We start from the raw sequence: 17,581 nt of genomic DNA, 5'->3' as shown, positions 1-17,581 counted from the left end.
GACACGCCCCGTACCGGCAGCCGGTGGTTCCGGCGGCCGGTACGGGGGTGGGGCGGCGGTACGGGACCGGCGACCGCCGCCCGGCTCAGGGCAGGTCGCGCAGCCGGCGGTCGAGGTGACGGCCGATCTCCGCGAGGGGGCCGTTGCGGGTCATGTCCTTGTGGCGGCAGGTGACGTTGTGGTTCTCGATCGTGCCCGCCACGTACGGCTTCCAGTCCCGGTGCGTCAGCGCCGTGTCGACCTGGTCGACAGTGGCCGTGAAGAACAGCAGATCACCGTCGAACACCTCGTGTTCCACGCCCTGTTGGAGGACCGCCGACGACACGAACGTGTCCATCACCCCCTGGATCGAGGGCGCGGCCAGCTCGGAGAGTATCCCGCCGCGTTCGGCGATGACCGCCATCACGCGCTCCCGGTCCAGCGGTGCGTCGTCCAGCTGCGACAGGTCGTAGTGCGACATGTACAGCAGTGAGCGCAGGGCCTGCTGCTCATGGTCGTCGGCCAGCTTCTCCCAGGGGTAGCGCGGATACGAGTCGAGCATCCCCAGCAGGGCGACCTGCTCCCCCTCCCGGCGCAGCAGGGTGGCCATCGTGTGGGCGACGACGCCGCCGAACGACCAGCCCACCAGGTGGTACGGGCCGTGCGGCTGGACCTCCCGGATGTGCTCGACGTACTCCGCCGCCATCTCCGCGAGCGATCCCGCCGCGGGCCGCTCCCCGGTGAGCGCCCTGCTCTGGATGCCGTACAGCGGGCGCCTGATGTCGATGTGCTGGCGCAGCCCGGCGAAGGGCCAGCTCAGCCCGGACGCCGGATGCAGGCAGAACAGCGGCGGCAGGTCGCCGCTGGTCCGCAGCGGCAGCAGGACGCCGAGCGCCTGCCGGCTGCCCGCGCTGGAGGCGGACGGGGGTGCCAGGCCGTCGCGGTCGTCCAGATATCCGGCGAGCGCGGAGACGGTCGGGCGGGTGAAGAGGTCCAGGACCGGTACGTCCCAGCCGAGGCGGGCGCGCAGCGCCGTCTGCACCCGGGCCAGCAGCAGGGAGTGGCCGCCCAGGTCGAAGAAGTTGTCGTGCGCGCCGACCCTCGGCAGGCCCAGGGCCTGCGCCCAGACCTCCGCCACCAGCCGTTCGGTGTCACCGGTGGGCTCGGTGTACGGAGCCGCGTCCGGGCCGGTGTCCGCCGTCTCGTCGGCGGATGCGGCGAGCGCCTTGCGGTCCACCTTGCCGGATGTCATCAGGGGGAAGGCGGGCACGACCCGGCAGTGCCGCGGCACCATGTACTCGGGCAGGGCCGTACGCAGCCACTCCAGCAACTCCTCGCCCTCGGCGTGCGGGCCCGCCGGGTCCGGAGTGCACCAGGCGGCCAGCTGGGCGCCGCCGGGCCCGCCGTCGCGGACCAGGACGACGGCCTGCCGCACCCCCGGATGCCGGCTGAGCACCGACTCGATCTCCTCCAGCTCCACCCGCACCCCGCGGATCTTGACCTGGTTGTCCACCCGGCCCAGGAACTCGATGTTCCCGTCCGCACGGAACCTGGCCAGGTCGCCGCTGCGGTACAGCCGGGCCCCCGGCTCGCCCGAGAAGAGGTCGGGCACGAAGGCGGCGGCGGTGCGGCGGGGATCGCCGAGGTAGCCGCGGCCCAGCGGGACACCGCCCAGATACAGCTCGCCCGGCACCCCCACCGGGACCGGGTTCATCGCCGGATCGAGCACGTACACCGTGGTGTTGGGGTTCGGCCTGCCGATGGTGATGCCCTGCTCCGCGTCGCCGCGGTAGACCTGGCAGGTCACCCCGATCGTGGTCTCGGCCGGACCGTACCCGTGGTACATCGTCGCGTCGCCCAGCCGGTCCCGGAAGCGCCGGAACAGCTCGGGCGTGAGCACCTCGCCACCGCACCAGACGTGCTTGAGCGAGGCGCCCGCCTCCGCGATGTCGGCGCGCTCCAGCATGATGTCGAGGACCGAGGAGACGATGTAGACGAAGGCGATCCGCTCCCGCTCGATCAGTTCGAGCAGATGCGCCACATCGCCCTCGCGCCCGGCGTCGGCGACCACCAGGGTCGCACCGGCCGCCAGCGGCAGAAAGATCTCGTTGACCGAGATGTCAAAGGTCAGCGGGGCCTTGTGGAGCACCGGATCGTCCGGGGTGAGACCGAGCAGCCCGATCTGCCAGGGCAGCCGGTTGCTGATGGCACGGTGGCGGATCATGGCGCCCTTGGGGGTGCCCGTGGAGCCCGACGTGTAGATGACGTACGCCAGGTTCTCCGGGTCGATGGGCACGTCCGGGCTGTGCTCGGGCTGGTCGGCGAACCAGTCGCCCGCCAGGTCGAGTTCGACGGCGGGCACCGACCCGGGCAGCTCGTCCGCGGCCCCGGCGGTGGTGAGGACGGCGGCCGGGCGGGCGTTCTCGATGATGGTGCCGATCCGCTGGGCGGGCCACGAGGGCTCCAGCGGCACGAAGGCGCCACCGGCCTTCTGTACGGCGAGCAGCCCCACCACCATCTCGGCGCTGCGCGGCAGATGGATGCCCACCGTGCGCTCCGGGCCCACGCCCAGCTCGCGCAGCCGGTGCGCCAGCCGGTTGGCCAGCGCGTCCGTCTCCCGGTAGGTGAGCCGGTGGCCGCCCGCGACCAGCGCCTCGCGCTCCGGGTGGCTGCGGGCCTGCTCCTCGAACATCGCGGGGAAGCTGCGGGGGTCGACCGGGGCGGCGGTGTCGTTCCACTGCCGGACCATCAGGTCCCGTTCGTCCCCGGAGAGTATCTCCAGCCTGCTGAGCGGCAGTCCGGGCTCGGCGACCGCCTGCCGCAGCAGCCGCAGCAGCCGCTCGGTGAGCCCCCGTGCGGTCTCCTCGTCGAACAGGTCGACGGCGTACTCCAGGAACCCCTCGATGCCGTCGCCGCCCGGGGTGTCGCTCAGCGAGAGGGTGAGGTCGAACTTGGCGGACCCGTTGTGTACGCGGACCGGCCGGGCGGTGAGCCCGGGGAGCCTCGGATCGGGGCGCCCCGCACCGTAGGAGAGCATCACCTGGAACAGGGGGTGCCGGGCGGGGGAGCGGGCCGGGCGTACCTCCTCGACCAGCCGCTCGAAGGGGACGTCCTGGTGGTCGAAGGCGGCGAGGTCGACGGCGCGCACCCGCGCCAGCAGCTCGGCGAAGCCCGGGTCGCCCGAGGTGTCGGTGCGCAGCACCAGGGTGTTGGCGAAGAATCCGACCAGGTCCTCCAGGGCCCGGTCCGTGCGGCCGGCCACCGGGCTGCCCAGCGGGATGTCGGTGCCCGCGCCGAGCCGGGTGAGCAGGGCGGCCAGACCGGCCTGGAGCGTCATGAAGACCGTCGCCCCGCAGCGCTGTGCCAGGGCCCGGACGGAGCGGTGCAGCTCCGCGTCGATCGTCACCGGGACCGTCCCGCCGCGGTGGCTCGCGACGGCGGGGCGGGTGCGGTCGGTCGGCAGGTCGAGCTGGTCCGGGAGGCCGGCCAGCCGCTCGGTCCAGAAGGCGAGCTGGTCGGCCGTCACATCGCCGTCCTCGGCCAGCAGTTCGTGCTGCCACAGGGCGTAGTCGGCGTACTGCACGGGCAGCGGTGCGCGCTGCGGGGCGCCGCCCTCGCGGCGGGCGGTGTAGGCCGCGGCGAGATCGTCGGCCAGCGGTGCCAGGGACCAGTCGTCACCGGCCGAGTGGTGCAGCAGCAGGAGGAGTACGTGGTCCTCAGGACCCGCCGTCAGCAGCCTTGCCCGCAGCGGGAGATGGCTGGTCAGGTCGAAGGCGAAGCGGGCCGCCGACGTGAGCGCAGCCGTCAGGCCCTCCGGGCCGGTCTCGGTCACGTCCCATTCGACGGTGGCGCTCCCGGCGGGCAGGACGACTTGGCACGGGTCGCCGTCGTCCGGCGGGAAGACCGTCCGCAGACTCTCGTGCCGGTCCACCAGATCCGTCACCGCCGCACGGAGCGCGGCCACGTCCAGCGGCCCGGTCAGCCGCATCGCCAGCGGGATGTTGTACGTGGGGCTCGGCCCCTCCATCCGGTGCAGGAACCACAGCCTGCGCTGGGCGTACGACAGCGGGACCCGCTCCGGCCTGGCCGTCGGGGCCAGCCGGGGCCGGGCCGGTGCCGAGGTGTCGAGACGGGCGGCCAGCCGGGCCGGGGTGGGCGCCTCGAACAGATCGCGTACGCCGATACCGGCGTCCAGCGCGTCCCGGACCCGGCCGACCAGCCGGGTCGCAAGGAGTGAGTGCCCGCCCAGCGCGAAGAAGTCGTCGTCGGGGCCGACCTGTTCGGCGTCCAGCAGAGCGGCGAAGAGCTCGCAGAGCACCTGCTCGCGGACGTCGGCGGGCGGGCGGCCCGCCCGGCTGCCGGAGAGCGAACCGGGGGCGGGCAGTGCGGCGCGGTCCAGTTTGCCGTTGGCGGTCAGCGGCAGGGCGTCGAGCACCACCACGGCGCCGGGCACCATGTGCTCGGGCAGCAGTCCGGCGGCGTGGGTGCGCAGCGCGACGGGGTCCGGCGCCTCGCCGGGGTGCGGCACGGCGTAGGCGACCAGCCGGCGGCCGACACCGGTGTCCTCGCGGACGACCACGGCCGCCTGGGCGGTGCCGGGGTGGGTGAGCAGGGCCGCCTCGATCTCTCCCGGCTCGATCCGGAAGCCGCGGAGCTTGACCTGGTCGTCGGCGCGGCCCCGGTGGTCGAGCAGCCCCTGTCCGTCGCGGCGGGCCAGGTCGCCGCTGCGGTACATCCGTGATCCCGGCGGCCCGTAGGGGTCGGGCAGGAAGCGTTCGGCGGTCAGTCCGGGCCGCCCGAGGTAGCCGTCGGCAAGACCGGGGCCCGCGACGTACAGCTCGCCGACCGCGCCTGGCGGCACCGGGCAGAGCGCGGAGTCGAGCAGCCGGACACGCAGATCCGGCAGGGGGACGCCGATGAGCCCGGAGGCGTCCGGCTCCGCGTCGGCCGGGCCGAGTGCCCGGTGGGTGACGTGCACGGTGGTCTCGGTGATGCCGTACATATTGATGATCCGCGGCGCCCCCTCGGGGTGCCGCAGATACCAGTCGCCGAGCACGGCGGGCCGCAGCGGTTCTCCGCCCAGAATGATATGACGCAGCCTCAGTTCAGCTCCGGCCGAAGGTTCCTGACGGTCGGCGGCGGACAGCTGCTCGAAGGCGGTGGGCGTCTGGTTGAGCACGGTGACCCGCTCGTCCACCAGGAGCCGCAGGAACTCGGCCGGTGCCCGGCTGACGGTGTGCGGTACGACGACCAGGCGGCCTCCGGTGGTGAGCGCGCCGAAGAGCTCCCAGACGGAGAAGTCGAAGGCGTAGCTGTGGAACAGCGTCCAGACGTCGTCGGGCCCGAAGCCGAACCAGCGGTCGGTGGTGGTGAGCAGCCGTACGACGTTGCGGTGCGGGATCACCACACCCTTCGGCTCGCCGGTGGAGCCCGAGGTGTGGATGACGTACGCACAGTCGTGCCCGCTTGCCCCGGCGATGTCCGGCGCCGTGACCGGGTGGGCCGCGAGGGCTTCGCGCACGGCGGGGGCGTCCAGGTCCAGCCGGTCCGCGTAGAGCCGGTCCGTGTGCAGCCGGTCCGCGAGCCCGTCCGTGCGCAGCTGGTCCGGCCCCGGCCCCTCCGTGTCCGGCCGGTCCGTGTCCGCCGTGCCGGGGGCGGTGGCACCGTCGTCCCCGCCGCCCCCGGTGACCAGCAGGGCCGGGCGGGCCGAGCGCAGTACGGCGGCGGTGCGTGCGGCGGGCTGGTGCGGGTCGAGGGGCAGATAGCCGGCACCCGCCTTGAGTACGGCCAGGACCGCGGTCACCAGCCGCGCCGACCGGGGCAGCGCGAGGGCGACCAGGTCGCCCCGGCCGATGCCCCGCCCGACGAGCTCCCGGGCCAGCCGGTTGGCGTCCTCGTCCAGCTCACGGTAGGTGAGCCGGGTGGCGCCGTGCACCACGGCGACCGCGTCGGGGCGGGTGCGGGCCTGTCGGCCGATCAGCCCGTGCAGGGTGTCCCCCGAGCCGTCAGGACCGTACTCCGCCTCTGCCGGGGCCAGTTCGGGTATGTCCTGCCGCTCATCCGCGGCCACGGTGTCGAGCAGCCCGATGGGGGCGTGCGGGTCGGCCGCGAAGGACTCCAGGAAGGTGAGCAGACGGCGGTGGTGTGCCGCGATCTCCTCGCCGTCGTAGAGCGCCGGGTTGCCGTCGAGGGTGAGATCGGCGCCCCCGCCCCGCGGGTCGTCGCGGAAGGTGAGGGTCAGGCCGTCCACCGGGCCCGCGGAGAGGAAGTGGACCGGCGCCGGACGGCCGTCGAAACGCAGGTCGGGGGTGGCCATCCCGACGTTCACCAGGGGGCCGGTGAGCCGGCGCCCGGTGGCCGGGAGCCGCAGGTCGCGGCGGATGTCCTCACCGCGGTATCCGGCGTGCCTGCGGAGCGCCCGGAGCCTGGTGCGCACCTGAGCGGCCAGCTCGGCCGGGGTCGTCGCGGGGCTCAGGTCGAGTACCAGCGGCAGCACGTTGACCGTCGTCGTGGGGATACGCGCCGCGGCCGATCCGAGGCGCCCGGCGAACGGCAGCCCCAGCACGATGTCGGAGCGTCCTGTGACCCGGTGCAGATAGGCGGCGACGGCCGCGAGCTGGAACTCCGGCCTGCTGCTGCCCAGTTCACCGACGGCCCGCTCCACGGTGCTCCGCACCGCCTCCGGCTGCGCGGAGCGTGCCCGCAGGAATCCGGCGGACGGCGGAGCCGTCCCGGCGGCGAGAGCGGCGGGCTCGGCCGCGCCCGCCAGCAGGTCCTGCCAGTGGGCACGGTCGCGTCCGAAGCGGTCCGACGCGCGGTACTCCGCCTCTTCGCGGAGCAGCGCCCCGACCCCGGCAAACGGTTCGTCAGGTCCCCCGTCGCCCCGTACCGAGGCGTTGTACAGCTCGGCGACCCGGCTCTCGGCCAAGGCGAATCCATAGCCGTCCAGGGCGATGTGATGGCACATGAAGTACCAGAGGTGGTGCTCGGGTCCGATACGGATCAGCGCGTTGCGCACCAGCGGTCCTGCCGCGAGGTCCACCGGCCGGCGCAGATCCGCCCGCATCCACTCCAGGGCTCCCTCGAAGGGATCTTGATGCCCCGTCATATCGACCTGGTGCAGCGCCGTGCCGGTGCCCGCCCCGTCCGGTTCCCGCTGTACGGCGACCGGCTCCGCATCCGCGCCCCGCTCGGCGTAGCGGATCCACAGCGCCGGGATCCCGGTGACCGTCCGGTGCAGCGCCTCGGCGAAGCGCTCCACGTCCAGCGGGCCGGTCAGCTCGACGTATTCGGCGCAGTTGTACGCCGGGCTCAGCGGGTCGCGCTGCTGGGCGTACCAGATGCCCGACTGGGCGCCCGTCAGCGGCTGCCCATCGGCGAGGTCGGTCATGGCGGGCGGTATCCGTTCTGTGGTCGGGGGAGGGGGCGGACTGGTTCTGCCGCTGGTTCAGGCGGGCCGGGGCGGCTCGCCGCGCAGGCTGCGGGGGCGCATATCGGTCCACTCGCGCTCGATGTACGCCAGGCACTCCTCGCGGTCGCCCCGTACGCCTGTGCCGTGCCAGCCGCCGGGCAGCGGGCGCCAGGCCGGCCACAGGGCGTACTGGCCCTCGTCGTTGACCACGGCGGTGTACGCGTCAGCCGCGCCGCCCGTGCCGCCCGTGCCGTCTGTGCCGTCACGGGGAGTCGTGCCGCTGCCGGGTCCTGTGGTGTTCATCGGCTCTGCTCCGGGATCTCGTCGTCGGTCGCCAGCTCTGTCCGGTGCTCCCGGCCGGCCCGGAATGGGCAGACGGGCACGGTGCCCTCGGGGGTGTCCGGGAGGAAGTACTGCCGCCACTCCAGGTTGCCCTCCTCGCCGTAGTTGCCGAGTTCGGGGGCGGGCTCCATCCCGTCGAAGCGCCGGATCCGGTTGCGGATCACCTTCCGCGCCTTGGCACCGCGCGGGGAGTCGGCCTCCAGGCCCTCGAACACCCAGCGCGGCTGGAAGGTGATCATGAAGCCCTGGCTGTTGCGGCTGTGCCGGGTGACATGGCCGGGGGTGTTGCAGACGACGAAGATCTCGGTGCCGCCGAAGCTGAACTCCCACATGAGTTCCTCCGGATCGGTGGGCACGCCGCCCGGCCACGGCTCCGGGTCCTTCTCGTGCAGGAACTGCAGCACCGACCAGAACCGCTGGAAGTACTCGTCCAGGCTCAGGGCGTGTTCGTCGGGGCGGAAGAAGACCACCAGGGAGGTGTCCTTGCCGAGTTCCTGGTAGCACTCCAGATAGCTGCTGAGGATGTCGACGAGCGGCCCCCAGGTCCCGTCGTCGTGTGGGCTCTCCACGAAGCCGTACCGCAGGGCGCGTTTCTTCGCGGCGGCCACGGCGAACGTGCAGGGGAACGGATTCTCGGCGCTGAGCAGGGTCGTTATCAGATCCCGCGCCACCGGAAGGCCCCACTGGGGCGTACTCCCGATGGTGCAGGCGGCGATCTCCGCTTCGGCCGTCGGGCCTGCGGACATGCCGTTGCTGTCAGAAGGGGTGGGCACTGCTGGGACTCCATCCCGGGAAGGGCCGTGACACGCTCGGTCCGGCGACCGCGCTGACTCGAACGGGCGGCGTACGAAGGGGTGTTGCCGCGCGCCGCACCGGCCGGGCGCCGTGAATCGGCGGGCGCCCGGCCGGCGGGTGAGGGTCAGAACTGCTGGTACATCTCTTCCGGGATGATCGGCTGGTGGTAGGTGCACTCGCCGGAGAGCACGGTCGAGCCGTGCAGCCGGGACACCGGGATGAGGACCTTGTCGCCCTCGTTGAACTCCAGCTTGTGCGTCGTGTTGTTCCAGAAGTGCATCTGGCCGCGCTCGACCATCACCAGCCGGTGCTCGTTGTGCACATGGGTGGTGGAGGTCTCCTCGTTGCTCTCCACGAAGGTGTCGAGGTCCACGGTGATGTTGTTGTCCTCGATGTGCTTGTTCAGCCGCTCCGCCTTCTCCTGGTGCAGCTCGATGCTGTCGGCCCAGGCCAGCTGCTCCGCGAGGTCCTCGTCCCACAGCTGCGAGAACCAGCGGGCGTCGGCGAATCCCCGGTGGAAGCGGTCCACGGCTTCGTCCCCGTAGACGCTGAGGAGCGGCAGCAGCAGCCGGTCGACCAGCGGGTCGAGGTCGGTCTCGCGTACGGCGCCGAGAGCGTCGAACAGGACGCTGCGCAGCCCGAGTCCGTCCTCGAAGACCTCCGCGAAGCGCGGCCCGTCGGCGGCCTCTTCGATCTTGTGGTGCAGCAGGGCGCCGAGGAACTCGGGGTACAGCTCGCGGTTGTGCGAGAGCCGGTGCAGATGGTTGCCGCGCGCGAGCGAGGTGCCGAGGTAGAGCTGCCAGTAGGCGGCCGCCGTGGGCTTGAGGCCGGCCCCGCCGAGCAGGGTGCGGTACGTCTCGTGCAGCCCGGCCCAGGAGCGGTAGTCGTCGAGGAGGAAGGTGCGGGCTCCCGGGTGCGTCGCGTCGTACTCACCGAGCGCGGCCCGGCCCACGGAGGAGCGCGCGGCCGGCAGGAAGGCGCTGAGCTGCAGCATCACAAAGGTGGCCGAAGCCTTGCGGTCCTTGGTGGCCAGCGCCGTGGTGAACGCTCTGCCGGGCTCCGCCGTCCGCTGCTGGTAGTACTCGCGCACCTCGCGCTTCAGATGGGCGGGGTCGCTGCCGCCGAGCGGCTTGCGCTCGCCGTCGAGCAGGGTGAACAGATGCTGTTCGAGTACGGGGGCCGCGAGGGCGCCGAGCATCCGGTTGCGGTCGCTGTAGAAGGCGGCGCCGTCGGTCTGGGGCGCCTTCCCCGCGGTGGGCGGCAGATAGAGCAGTCCGCTGTCGTAGACATTGCGCAGCATCCGGTGGCCGAGGAGGGCGCTGAGCTTGAGCGCCTTGGCGGCCGGCATCGGCTTGCTGTAGTCGAGCCAGGCCAGGTCGTCGGGCCTGACGGGCCGCCGGTAGGGATTGTCCTCGGTCGTCAGCTCCTCCCACTCGGCGGCGCGGAAGGCGGTGTTGGCGGCGAACGCCTTGACGATGCTGTTGGAGTCCTCGGGATCCAGGCTGGCGAGTATCTCCGAGTGGTCAAGTGTCATGACGGTCCTCCAAGCGGACGGGAACAGGCGGACGGGAGCGGGCGGGAAGGGACGGTCGGGCACAGCCGGCGTCCGGACCCCACGCGGGACGGGGAGGTGGCCCGCGGGCATGACTGTGCTGCGGCATGCCAGGGTCCAGCAGTCGGCGACTTGCTTAGGTAAGCCTTGCCTTAGTCGGGTTTCACGTCAAGTGGCCCGTCGTGTCGGCAGCTCGGACCGCCTCCGGCCGCGGGCATGCCGAAGGACCGCATGCCCGGCCCCCGTTCCGGCGGGCATGCGGCTCCGGTGTGCCGTGGTGGCGCGGGCGGGTCAGCCCAGGGACTTGGCCAGCGGCGGCAGCAGCTTCTGCATCGACCACGGGATGCTCAGCACGCTGGGCGCGCTGGTGGCCTGGGACATCGTCCGGTCGAGCGGCACATAGGCGCCCTTCCGGACCGCGGGCAGCTTCTTGAACGCGGCGCTCGACTCCAGCTGCGTACGGTCCTTGGCGGTGTTGTACCAGATGACCAGGGCGTCGGACTTCAGCTCGTCGATGTGCTCGGTGCTCAGCGAGTTGGCGAAGCTGTTCATCTTCGTCCCCTTGTCGACCACCGGGTCCAGGGTGAGGCCGACCTGCTGGAGCACCTTCGTCCGCTCGTCCTTGTACAGCACCATCCGCCCGTTGGCGGGCTGCGGGAAGGCGTACAGGAAGCTCTTGCCCTTGAGCTGCGGGTAGGTCTTCGCGTCCTTCTGCAGCCCGGACTTCACATTCGCGACGGCCGCCTTCGCCTCCTTCTCGCGCCCGACCGCCTTGCCGATCAGGTCGGTCTGCTCCTCCCAGGGGGTGCCGTACGCCTGCCGGTTCTTCGGGTAGGCGACCGTGGGCGCGATCTGGGAGAGCTTGGAGTAGTCCGCGCTGGTCAGTCCGGACTGGACCCCGACGATCAGGTCGGGGTGGAGGGCGGCGATCTTCTCGACGGAGTAACCGTCCGTGGTGTTCAGCACCTCGGGGCGGGAACTGCCCAGTGCCTTCTCGGCCCAGGGGCCGACGCCGTTCTTGAAGCTGTCCTCGGTCTTGACGATCGCGACCGGCTTCACGCCGAGCGCGAGCAGCGCGTCCTGGTCGCTCCAGCCCAGCGCGACGACCCGCTTGGGGGCCTTGGTGATCTTCGCCGTGCCGAACTTGCTCGTGATGCTGACGGGGAAGGAGCCCGCGTCGCTCTTGGCTGCCTTGCTGTCCGCGTGGTCCGAGTCGCTGCCGGACGACGAGCCCCCGCACGCGGTCAGGGTCGCGGCGGCGGTCAGCAGGCAGCAGGCGCCCAGCAGGGCGCGGTGCGACCGCGACGGGCGTGTAGGGCTGTTCATGGTCGGGATCCCTTCTCGGAGCCGCCGGTCGCGCAGGGGCTCGGCGGCATGACGGCGCAAGGCGGCACCGTGCATTGCTGGTGGTGAGAAGGTTAGGCTAACCTCACCTCTTGTGTCCTCGTCCGTTGCACCCCAGATATCTCCGGCACCGCCCCGGACCACCGCCCGGCGCGACCGCCGGCGGCACTCCACCGCCGGCCGCACGGCGGGACTGCTGACCGGTCTCGTCCTGCTGGCTCTCGTCGTGGGGCTCAGCCTGGTGGTCGGCGCCAAGTCCATCGCCTGGCACACCGTGTTCGACGCCCTGTTCCACTTCGACGGCAGCGACGACCAGCTGGTGGTCCGCCAGCAGCGGCTGCCGAGAACCGAACTGGGGCTGGTGGTCGGCGTGGCACTGGGTCTGGCCGGCGCGCTGATGCAGGCCCTGACCCGCAACCCGCTGGCCGACCCCGGGCTCCTTGGCGTCAACTCCGGTGCGTCGGCCGCGGTCGCCGTCGGGATCGGCTTCCTCGGGCTGCAGAGTACGTGGGCCTACATCTGGTTCGCGTTCGGCGGGGCCGCCGTGGTCTCCGTCGCCGTCTACCTGCTCGGCTCGGCCGGACGGTCCGGCGCCACCCCCGTACGGCTCGCGCTGGCCGGCACGGCGGTGACCGCGGCGCTGACCGCCTTCACCAGCGCCGTCCTGCTGCTCAAACCCGACGCGTTCGACCAGTTCCGGTACTGGAACGTGGGCTCCGTCGTCGGACGCAGCAGCACGGTGATGTGGCAGGTGCTGCCCTTCATCGCGGTGGGGGCGCTCCTGGCGCTCGGGCTCGGCCGCTCGCTCAACGCCGTCGCACTCGGCGAGGACACCGGCCGCGCGCTCGGGGCCCATGTGGGCCGCACCCGGCTCCTCGGCGCCGTCGCCGTCACACTGCTCTGCGGGGCGGCCACCGCCGCTGTCGGCCCGATCGGCTTCATCGGACTCGCCGTACCGCATCTGGCCCGCTTCCTCACCGGCCCCGACCAGCGCTTCGTACTGCCCTGTTCGATGCTCGTCGCCCCCATCCTGCTGATCGGCTCCGACATCGTCGGCCGGATCGTCACCCGGCCCGGCGAGCTCGAAGTGGGCATCGTCACCGCCTTCCTGGGCGCCCCCGTCTTCATCGCCCTGGCCCGCAGCGGAAGGATCGCGCAGCTGTGACCTCCGTGCTCACCCGCCGGGAGACCGGCGCCCCGGCCCCCGCCCCCGCGGTGCACCTGCGCGTCGTACGCATCGGCGGCCTGCTGGCCGTACGCGTACGGATCCGCAGTGTGGCCGTGTGCGCGGTGCTGCTGGCGCTGATGGTCGCCGTCGCCCTCTACACCCTGGCCACCGGGGACTACAGCATCCCGGTCGCCGACGTGGTGCGGGCCCTCGTCGGCGGCGGGGACCACGCCACCCGGTTCGTGGTCGACGGGCTGCGCCTGCCGCGGCTGCTGACCGGGGTCCTGGTGGGCTGCGCGCTCGGCGCCGCCGGTGCGGTCTTCCAGAGCATCACCCGTAACCCGCTGGGCAGTCCGGACGTCATCGGCTTCGGTACGGGCTCCGCCACCGGCGCCGTCGTCTGCCTGGTGATCGTGCACGGTTCGCCCACCGAGGTGTCGGCGAGCGCGGTGGCCGGCGGTCTGCTGACCGCGGCGGCCGTCTATCTACTGGCTTTCCGGCGCCGTTCGGTCCAGGGCTTCCGGCTGATCCTGGTGGGCATCGGGGTCACCGGCATGCTGACCGCGTTCAACCAGTGGATGCTGACCCGGGCGTCGCTCAACGACGCGCTGACCGCCCAGGTGTGGCTGACCGGCAGCCTCAACAGCCGGAGCTGGAGCCAGGTGGTGCCGCTCGCGGTGGCCATGGCCGTACTGCTGCCGCTTCTCCTGCTGCTCAACCGCGGGGGCAGCCTGCTCGAAATGGGCGACGACAGCGCCCGCGCCCTCGGCCTCCCGGTGGAACGCACCCGGCTGACGCTGATGGTCACCGCCGTGGCCCTGGTGGCGGTGGCGACCGCGTCGGCCGGGCCTGTCGCCTTCGTCGCGCTGGCCGCGCCCCAGCTGGCCCGGCGGCTGACCCGGGCGCCCGGTGTGGGCATCGGGCCCGCCGCCGCCATGGGGGCCCTGATCATGCCGGTCAGCGATCTGGCGGCGCAGCGTGCGCTCCCCGCGGAGCTTCCGGTGGGCGTGGCCACCGGCGCGGTGGGCGGCCTCTATCTGATCTTTCTGCTGGCCCGCCAGTACCGCAGGGGCCGCTGAGCGACCGCCGGGTGCGGGCCCGCACCCAGCGGTACGGCGACGCGGGTACGACGCGGACCCACGGCGACGCAGGCACGACAGCGCAGGTACAACCACACAGCTACGCCCACACAGCGACGACGACAAGGAAGTTTGGGGAGACCTATGGTGGCCCGCACGGCCGAGGCTGAACCGGAGAGCGTGACCACCGCGGGGACGCGGGCGCATCCGGGCGCCGGGGACGACTCCGTACCCGTACCAGGACCCGAACCCACCGAACAGGGCGTCCTGCGCTGGGCGTTCCTCCGCAGGCGCCGCTGGATCGTCGGTGCCGCGGTCTTCACCGCCGTCCACCAGATGTGCGAAGCGGCCGTGCCGGTCCTCATCGGCGCCGTCGTCGACCACGCTGTGCGCCACGGCGGACCGGACGACCTGGCCCTCTGGATCGGGCTGCTCGCCGTCCTGTTCGCCGTACTCACCACCGCCATGCGGCTGGGCGGCCGGTGGAACCGGCAGGGCAGCCAGGGCGCCGCTCACGATCTGCGGGTGGTCGCGGTCGCCCGCATCCTCGACCCCCGGGGCTTCGCCAACGGCGCACGCAACTCGGGCTCGCTGCTGAGCACCGCCACATCGGACAGCCTCCGTATCGGCCTGGGCAACCGTGCCTGGGTCATCGGCTCGGGCGCCGTCGCGGCCCTCGCCTTCGGCGCCGTCGCCCTGCTGCTCACCTCCGTCACGCTCGGCCTCCTGGTGCTGATCGGGCTCGTCCCCCTCCTCGCCGCCACGCGGCTGCTCGCCAAACCGCTCAGCGCCCGGGGCAGCGCCGAGCAGGCGCAGGTGGCCAGGGCCACCGGAACCGCAGCCGACCTGATACGCGGGCTGCGCATCATCAAGGGGCTCGGTGTGGAGCCCGCCGCGCAGCGGCGCTACCGCACGGCCAGCCGGAGCGCGCTCGCCGCGACCGTGCGGGCCGCGCGCTGGAGCGCCGGGTACGACGCGGTGACGCTGCTGCTCAACGGGTTGTTCCTCGCCCTGGTGGCCCTGGTCGGTGCCCGGCTCGCGGTCGAAGGCACCATCTCGGTGGGGGAGTTCGTCGCATCGGTGGGCCTCGCCCAGTTCCTGATCGGCCCCAGCAGCCGCTTCGGCGGGGCGATGAGCCTGCGGGCGCGCGCCCGGGGCTCGGCAGGCCGGATGGCGAAGCTGCTGGCCGAACCGTACGCGGTGACCGGCGGCAACCTGCCCGGCCATCCGCTCCCGGCCGGGGCACTGGAGCTCACCGGTGTACGCAACGGGCCGCTGCGCAAGCTGGACCTGCGGATCGAGTCCGGCACCACGCTCGGCATCGTGGCGCCCGATCCGGCGGTCGCCGCCGCGCTGCTCGACGTACTCGCCCTGCGCACGCTCCCCGAGGACGGCGGCGTCGCGCTGGGCGGGGTGCCGCTGGACGGACTGGAACTCGACGCCGCCCGGCGGATGCTGCTGGTCGCCGACCACGACTCGGATCTCTTCGACGCCACGGTGGCCGAGAACGTCGCGGTCGCCGCCGACGCCGGAGGGATGGCCGCCACCGGCACCGAAAGGGGGGCCGGCGCCGAAAGGACCGCCGATGCGGAAAGGGCCGCCGCCGGTGCCGAAAGGGTGGCCGCCGCGATGGCCGCCGCCGACGCCGACGAAGTCGTCCGCTCCCTCCCGCAGGGCGCCGAGAGCAGAATCGGCGAACGCGGCCGGTCACTCTCCGGCGGCCAGCGCCAACGCGTCGCCCTCGCAAGGGCGTTGGCGTCCGGAGCACCCGTGCTCGTCCTGCACGAGCCGACCACGGCGGTGGACGCGGCGACCGAGGCGAAGATCGCGGCCGGGCTGCGCGGAGTGCGCACCGACGGCATCACGCTTCTCGTGACCACCAGCCCGATCCTGCTCCAGAGCTGCGACCGGGTCGTCCTGCTGACCGACGGCGCGGTGGGAGCGACCGGCACGCACCACGAACTGACGTCCGCACAGCCCTCCTACCACGCGGCGGTGATGGCATGACCGCGCCCAAGACCGAACGCGTCGACGGCGAAGGAACGCACCGGCGGGAACTCCTGCCGACCGCGACCGCCGCCGCCGTCCGCGCCGACCTGCTGGCGCGGATCCGCGCCAGGCCCGCCCGCCCGGTCGCAGCGCTGGCCCTCATCGTCGCCGGGGTCGTCGGCGGGCTGGTGATCCCCCGGGCGCTCGGCCGCGTCGTCGACCTGGTGGCCGAGGGCGGGCACACCGTGTCCGCCGTCACCGCGCCCGTGGTCATCGTGGCCGTCGCCTGCCTGGCACAGGCCGTCTTCAGCGGCTGGGGGGACGCCCTGGTCGCGCGGAGCGGTGAGGAGATGCTCGCCGACATCCGGGAGAGCGCACTCGGCAGGGCGCTCGCCGTACCCCTGGAGCGTCTGGAGCGCTCCAGCATGGGCGACCTGGTCTCCCGGGTCAGCAACGACACGGCCCTGCTGGCGGAGGCCGTACGCAGTCTGGTGCCCCAACTGATCGGCGCCGTACTGGAGATCGGGCTCACCCTGGTCGCCCTGCTGCTGCTCGACTGGCGGTTCGCGCTGGCCGCGCTGCTCGCGGTGCCCCTCCAGGCGTACGCCGTGCGCTGGCTGATGCGCACCTCGCGCCCGGTGCGGCGCGCCGAACGGATCGCCCAGGGGGAGCTGGCGCAGACCGTCCTGGAATCGGTCGACGGCGCCCACACCGTGCGCGCCTTCCGGCTGGTGCCGGGCCGGCTGGCCGCCGCCGCCGACAGCTCACGGGTCACCCGGGACCTCGCGCTGCGCTCCACCCGGATCGGCACCCGCTTCTTCGGCCGGCTCAACGTCGCGGAGTGGACCGGGCTGAGCGCCTTGCTCGTCGTCGGCTATGTCCTGGTCCGTACGGACCATGTCGGCATCGGTACGGCGAGCGCCGCCGCCCTCTACTTCCACCGGCTCTTCGACCCGGTCAACGGGCTGCTGTCCTCCTTCGACGAGGTGCAGTCCGCCGGAGCCGCCGCCACCCGCGTCATGGGCCTGGCCCAGCTGACCGAACCCTTCACCGAGGAGCCGGGCGCCGCCGGGACCGCGGGCGCCACCGTCGAGCTGCGCGGGGTGGGCCACTCCTATGTCCCCGGCCACCAGGTGCTCATGGGGGCCGATGTGCGGCTCGCCGCCGGGGAGCGGGTCGCGGTGGTCGGCACGACGGGTGCGGGCAAGAGCACCCTGGCCCGGCTCGCGGCCGGGGTCCACCGGCCCACCGAGGGCCGGGTGCTGCTCGGCGGCGTGCCGCTGGACGAGATGTCCGCCCCGCTGCTGCGCCGCACGGTGGCCCTGGTGAACCAGGAGACGCATGTCTTCGCGGGCTCGCTCGCCGACGACCTCCGGCTGGCCCGGCCCGATGCCGGGGAGTCCGAACTGCTCGCAGCGCTGGAGACGGTGGACGCGCTGGACTGGGCGCAGGCGCTGCCGGAGGGCCTCGCCACCCGGATCGGCCAGGGCGGCCTGCGCCTCACCCCCGTACAGGCGCAGCAGCTGGCGCTCGCCCGGCTCGTGCTCGCGGATCCGCCGATCGCGGTCCTGGACGAAGCCACCGCCGAGGCGGGCAGCGCCGGTTCACGGGTGCTGGAGGCGGCGGCGGAGCGCGCCCTTGAGGGCCGCACCGCGCTGGTGGTGGCCCACCGGCTCACCCAGGCGGTACGCGCCGACCGCGTCCTGGTCCTGGCACAGGGCCGCATCGTGGAACACGGCACCCATGACGAACTCGTCGCGGCCGGCGGGGGATACGCGGCGCTGTGGGCCGCGTGGTCGGGGGCGCGCGGCTAGGCCGTGTCCCGCGAAGCCGTGTCCGGCTCGCGACTTCACGGACACGGCTCTGGGGCCTGCCGTCGAGTGCCGCCTGCCGCACGGCACTCCGACGACAGGCCCCAGAGC

At 73.0% G+C, this 17,581-nt stretch carries 9 protein-coding genes; 4 read left to right on the top strand and 5 right to left on the bottom strand.

The features are described 5' to 3' along the window. Nucleotides 1-85: 85 nt before the first annotated feature. The 5 genes from ACFXBC_RS17725 to ACFXBC_RS17705 all read right to left on the bottom strand — a co-directional run bounded on the left by ACFXBC_RS17725 (nt 86) and on the right by ACFXBC_RS17705 (nt 11,405). On the bottom strand, nt 86-7,369 hold the full coding sequence (locus tag ACFXBC_RS17725; RefSeq protein WP_385024551.1) for an amino acid adenylation domain-containing protein: 7,284 nt from the start codon (nt 7,367-7,369) through the stop codon (nt 86-88). Nucleotides 7,370-7,426: 57 nt separating this feature from the next. After that, the gene (locus ACFXBC_RS17720; protein ID WP_385024549.1) at nt 7,427-7,693 is read right to left on the bottom strand and encodes an MbtH family protein; all 267 of its coding nucleotides are present in this window, start codon (nt 7,691-7,693) and stop codon (nt 7,427-7,429) included. After that, nucleotides 7,690-8,505, bottom strand: a complete 816-nt coding sequence (locus ACFXBC_RS17715) for a YqcI/YcgG family protein (RefSeq protein ID WP_385024547.1) — start codon at nt 8,503-8,505, stop codon at nt 7,690-7,692. The genes ACFXBC_RS17720 and ACFXBC_RS17715 overlap by 4 nt, the downstream gene beginning before the upstream one ends. A 146-nt stretch (nt 8,506-8,651) precedes the next feature. Continuing rightward, on the bottom strand, nt 8,652-10,061 hold the full coding sequence (locus ACFXBC_RS17710; protein ID WP_385024545.1) for a hypothetical protein: 1,410 nt from the start codon (nt 10,059-10,061) through the stop codon (nt 8,652-8,654). Nucleotides 10,062-10,370: 309 nt separating this feature from the next. Further along, a complete protein-coding gene (locus ACFXBC_RS17705) occupies nt 10,371-11,405 on the bottom strand; it encodes an iron-siderophore ABC transporter substrate-binding protein (RefSeq protein ID WP_385024543.1) in 1,035 nt (344 codons plus the stop codon). A gap of 112 nt (nt 11,406-11,517) precedes the next feature. Between ACFXBC_RS17705 and ACFXBC_RS17700 the strand changes: the two genes are divergently transcribed. The 4 genes from ACFXBC_RS17700 to ACFXBC_RS17685 all read left to right on the top strand — a co-directional run bounded on the left by ACFXBC_RS17700 (nt 11,518) and on the right by ACFXBC_RS17685 (nt 17,473). Continuing rightward, the gene (locus ACFXBC_RS17700; protein WP_385024541.1) at nt 11,518-12,588 is read left to right on the top strand and encodes a FecCD family ABC transporter permease; all 1,071 of its coding nucleotides are present in this window, start codon (nt 11,518-11,520) and stop codon (nt 12,586-12,588) included. Next, nucleotides 12,585-13,670, top strand: coding sequence for a FecCD family ABC transporter permease (locus ACFXBC_RS17695; protein ID WP_385024539.1), 1,086 nt, complete (start codon nt 12,585-12,587; stop codon nt 13,668-13,670). The genes ACFXBC_RS17700 and ACFXBC_RS17695 overlap by 4 nt, the downstream gene beginning before the upstream one ends. 144 nt (nt 13,671-13,814) lie before the next feature. Next, entirely contained in the window at nt 13,815-15,677 is a 1,863-nt protein-coding gene (locus tag ACFXBC_RS17690) for an ABC transporter transmembrane domain-containing protein (protein ID WP_385024537.1), read from the top strand. Beyond that, on the top strand, nt 15,674-17,473 hold the full coding sequence (locus ACFXBC_RS17685) for an ABC transporter ATP-binding protein (protein ID WP_385024535.1): 1,800 nt from the start codon (nt 15,674-15,676) through the stop codon (nt 17,471-17,473). Before ACFXBC_RS17690 ends, ACFXBC_RS17685 begins: the two co-directional genes overlap by 4 nt. The last annotated feature ends 108 nt before the right edge of the window (nt 17,474-17,581 follow it).

The organism is Streptomyces sp. NPDC059398, from assembly GCF_042751845.1.
In the GTDB taxonomy this organism is placed as follows: domain Bacteria; phylum Actinomycetota; class Actinomycetes; order Streptomycetales; family Streptomycetaceae; genus Streptomyces.
Note: the sequence above shows the minus strand (reverse complement) of the source record. Positions and strands in the feature narration are given on the sequence as shown.

Coding starts and splice junctions, on each gene's coding strand:
- ACFXBC_RS17725 (WP_385024551.1), bottom strand. CDS start 7,369: ATGACCGACCTCGCCGATGGGCAGCCGCTGACGGGCGCCCAGTCGGGC.
- ACFXBC_RS17720 (WP_385024549.1), bottom strand. CDS start 7,693: ATGAACACCACAGGACCCGGCAGCGGCACGACTCCCCGTGACGGCACA.
- ACFXBC_RS17710 (WP_385024545.1), bottom strand. CDS start 10,061: ATGACACTTGACCACTCGGAGATACTCGCCAGCCTGGATCCCGAGGAC.
- ACFXBC_RS17705 (WP_385024543.1), bottom strand. CDS start 11,405: ATGAACAGCCCTACACGCCCGTCGCGGTCGCACCGCGCCCTGCTGGGC.
- ACFXBC_RS17690 (WP_385024537.1), top strand. CDS start 13,815: ATGGTGGCCCGCACGGCCGAGGCTGAACCGGAGAGCGTGACCACCGCG.
- ACFXBC_RS17685 (WP_385024535.1), top strand. CDS start 15,674: ATGACCGCGCCCAAGACCGAACGCGTCGACGGCGAAGGAACGCACCGG.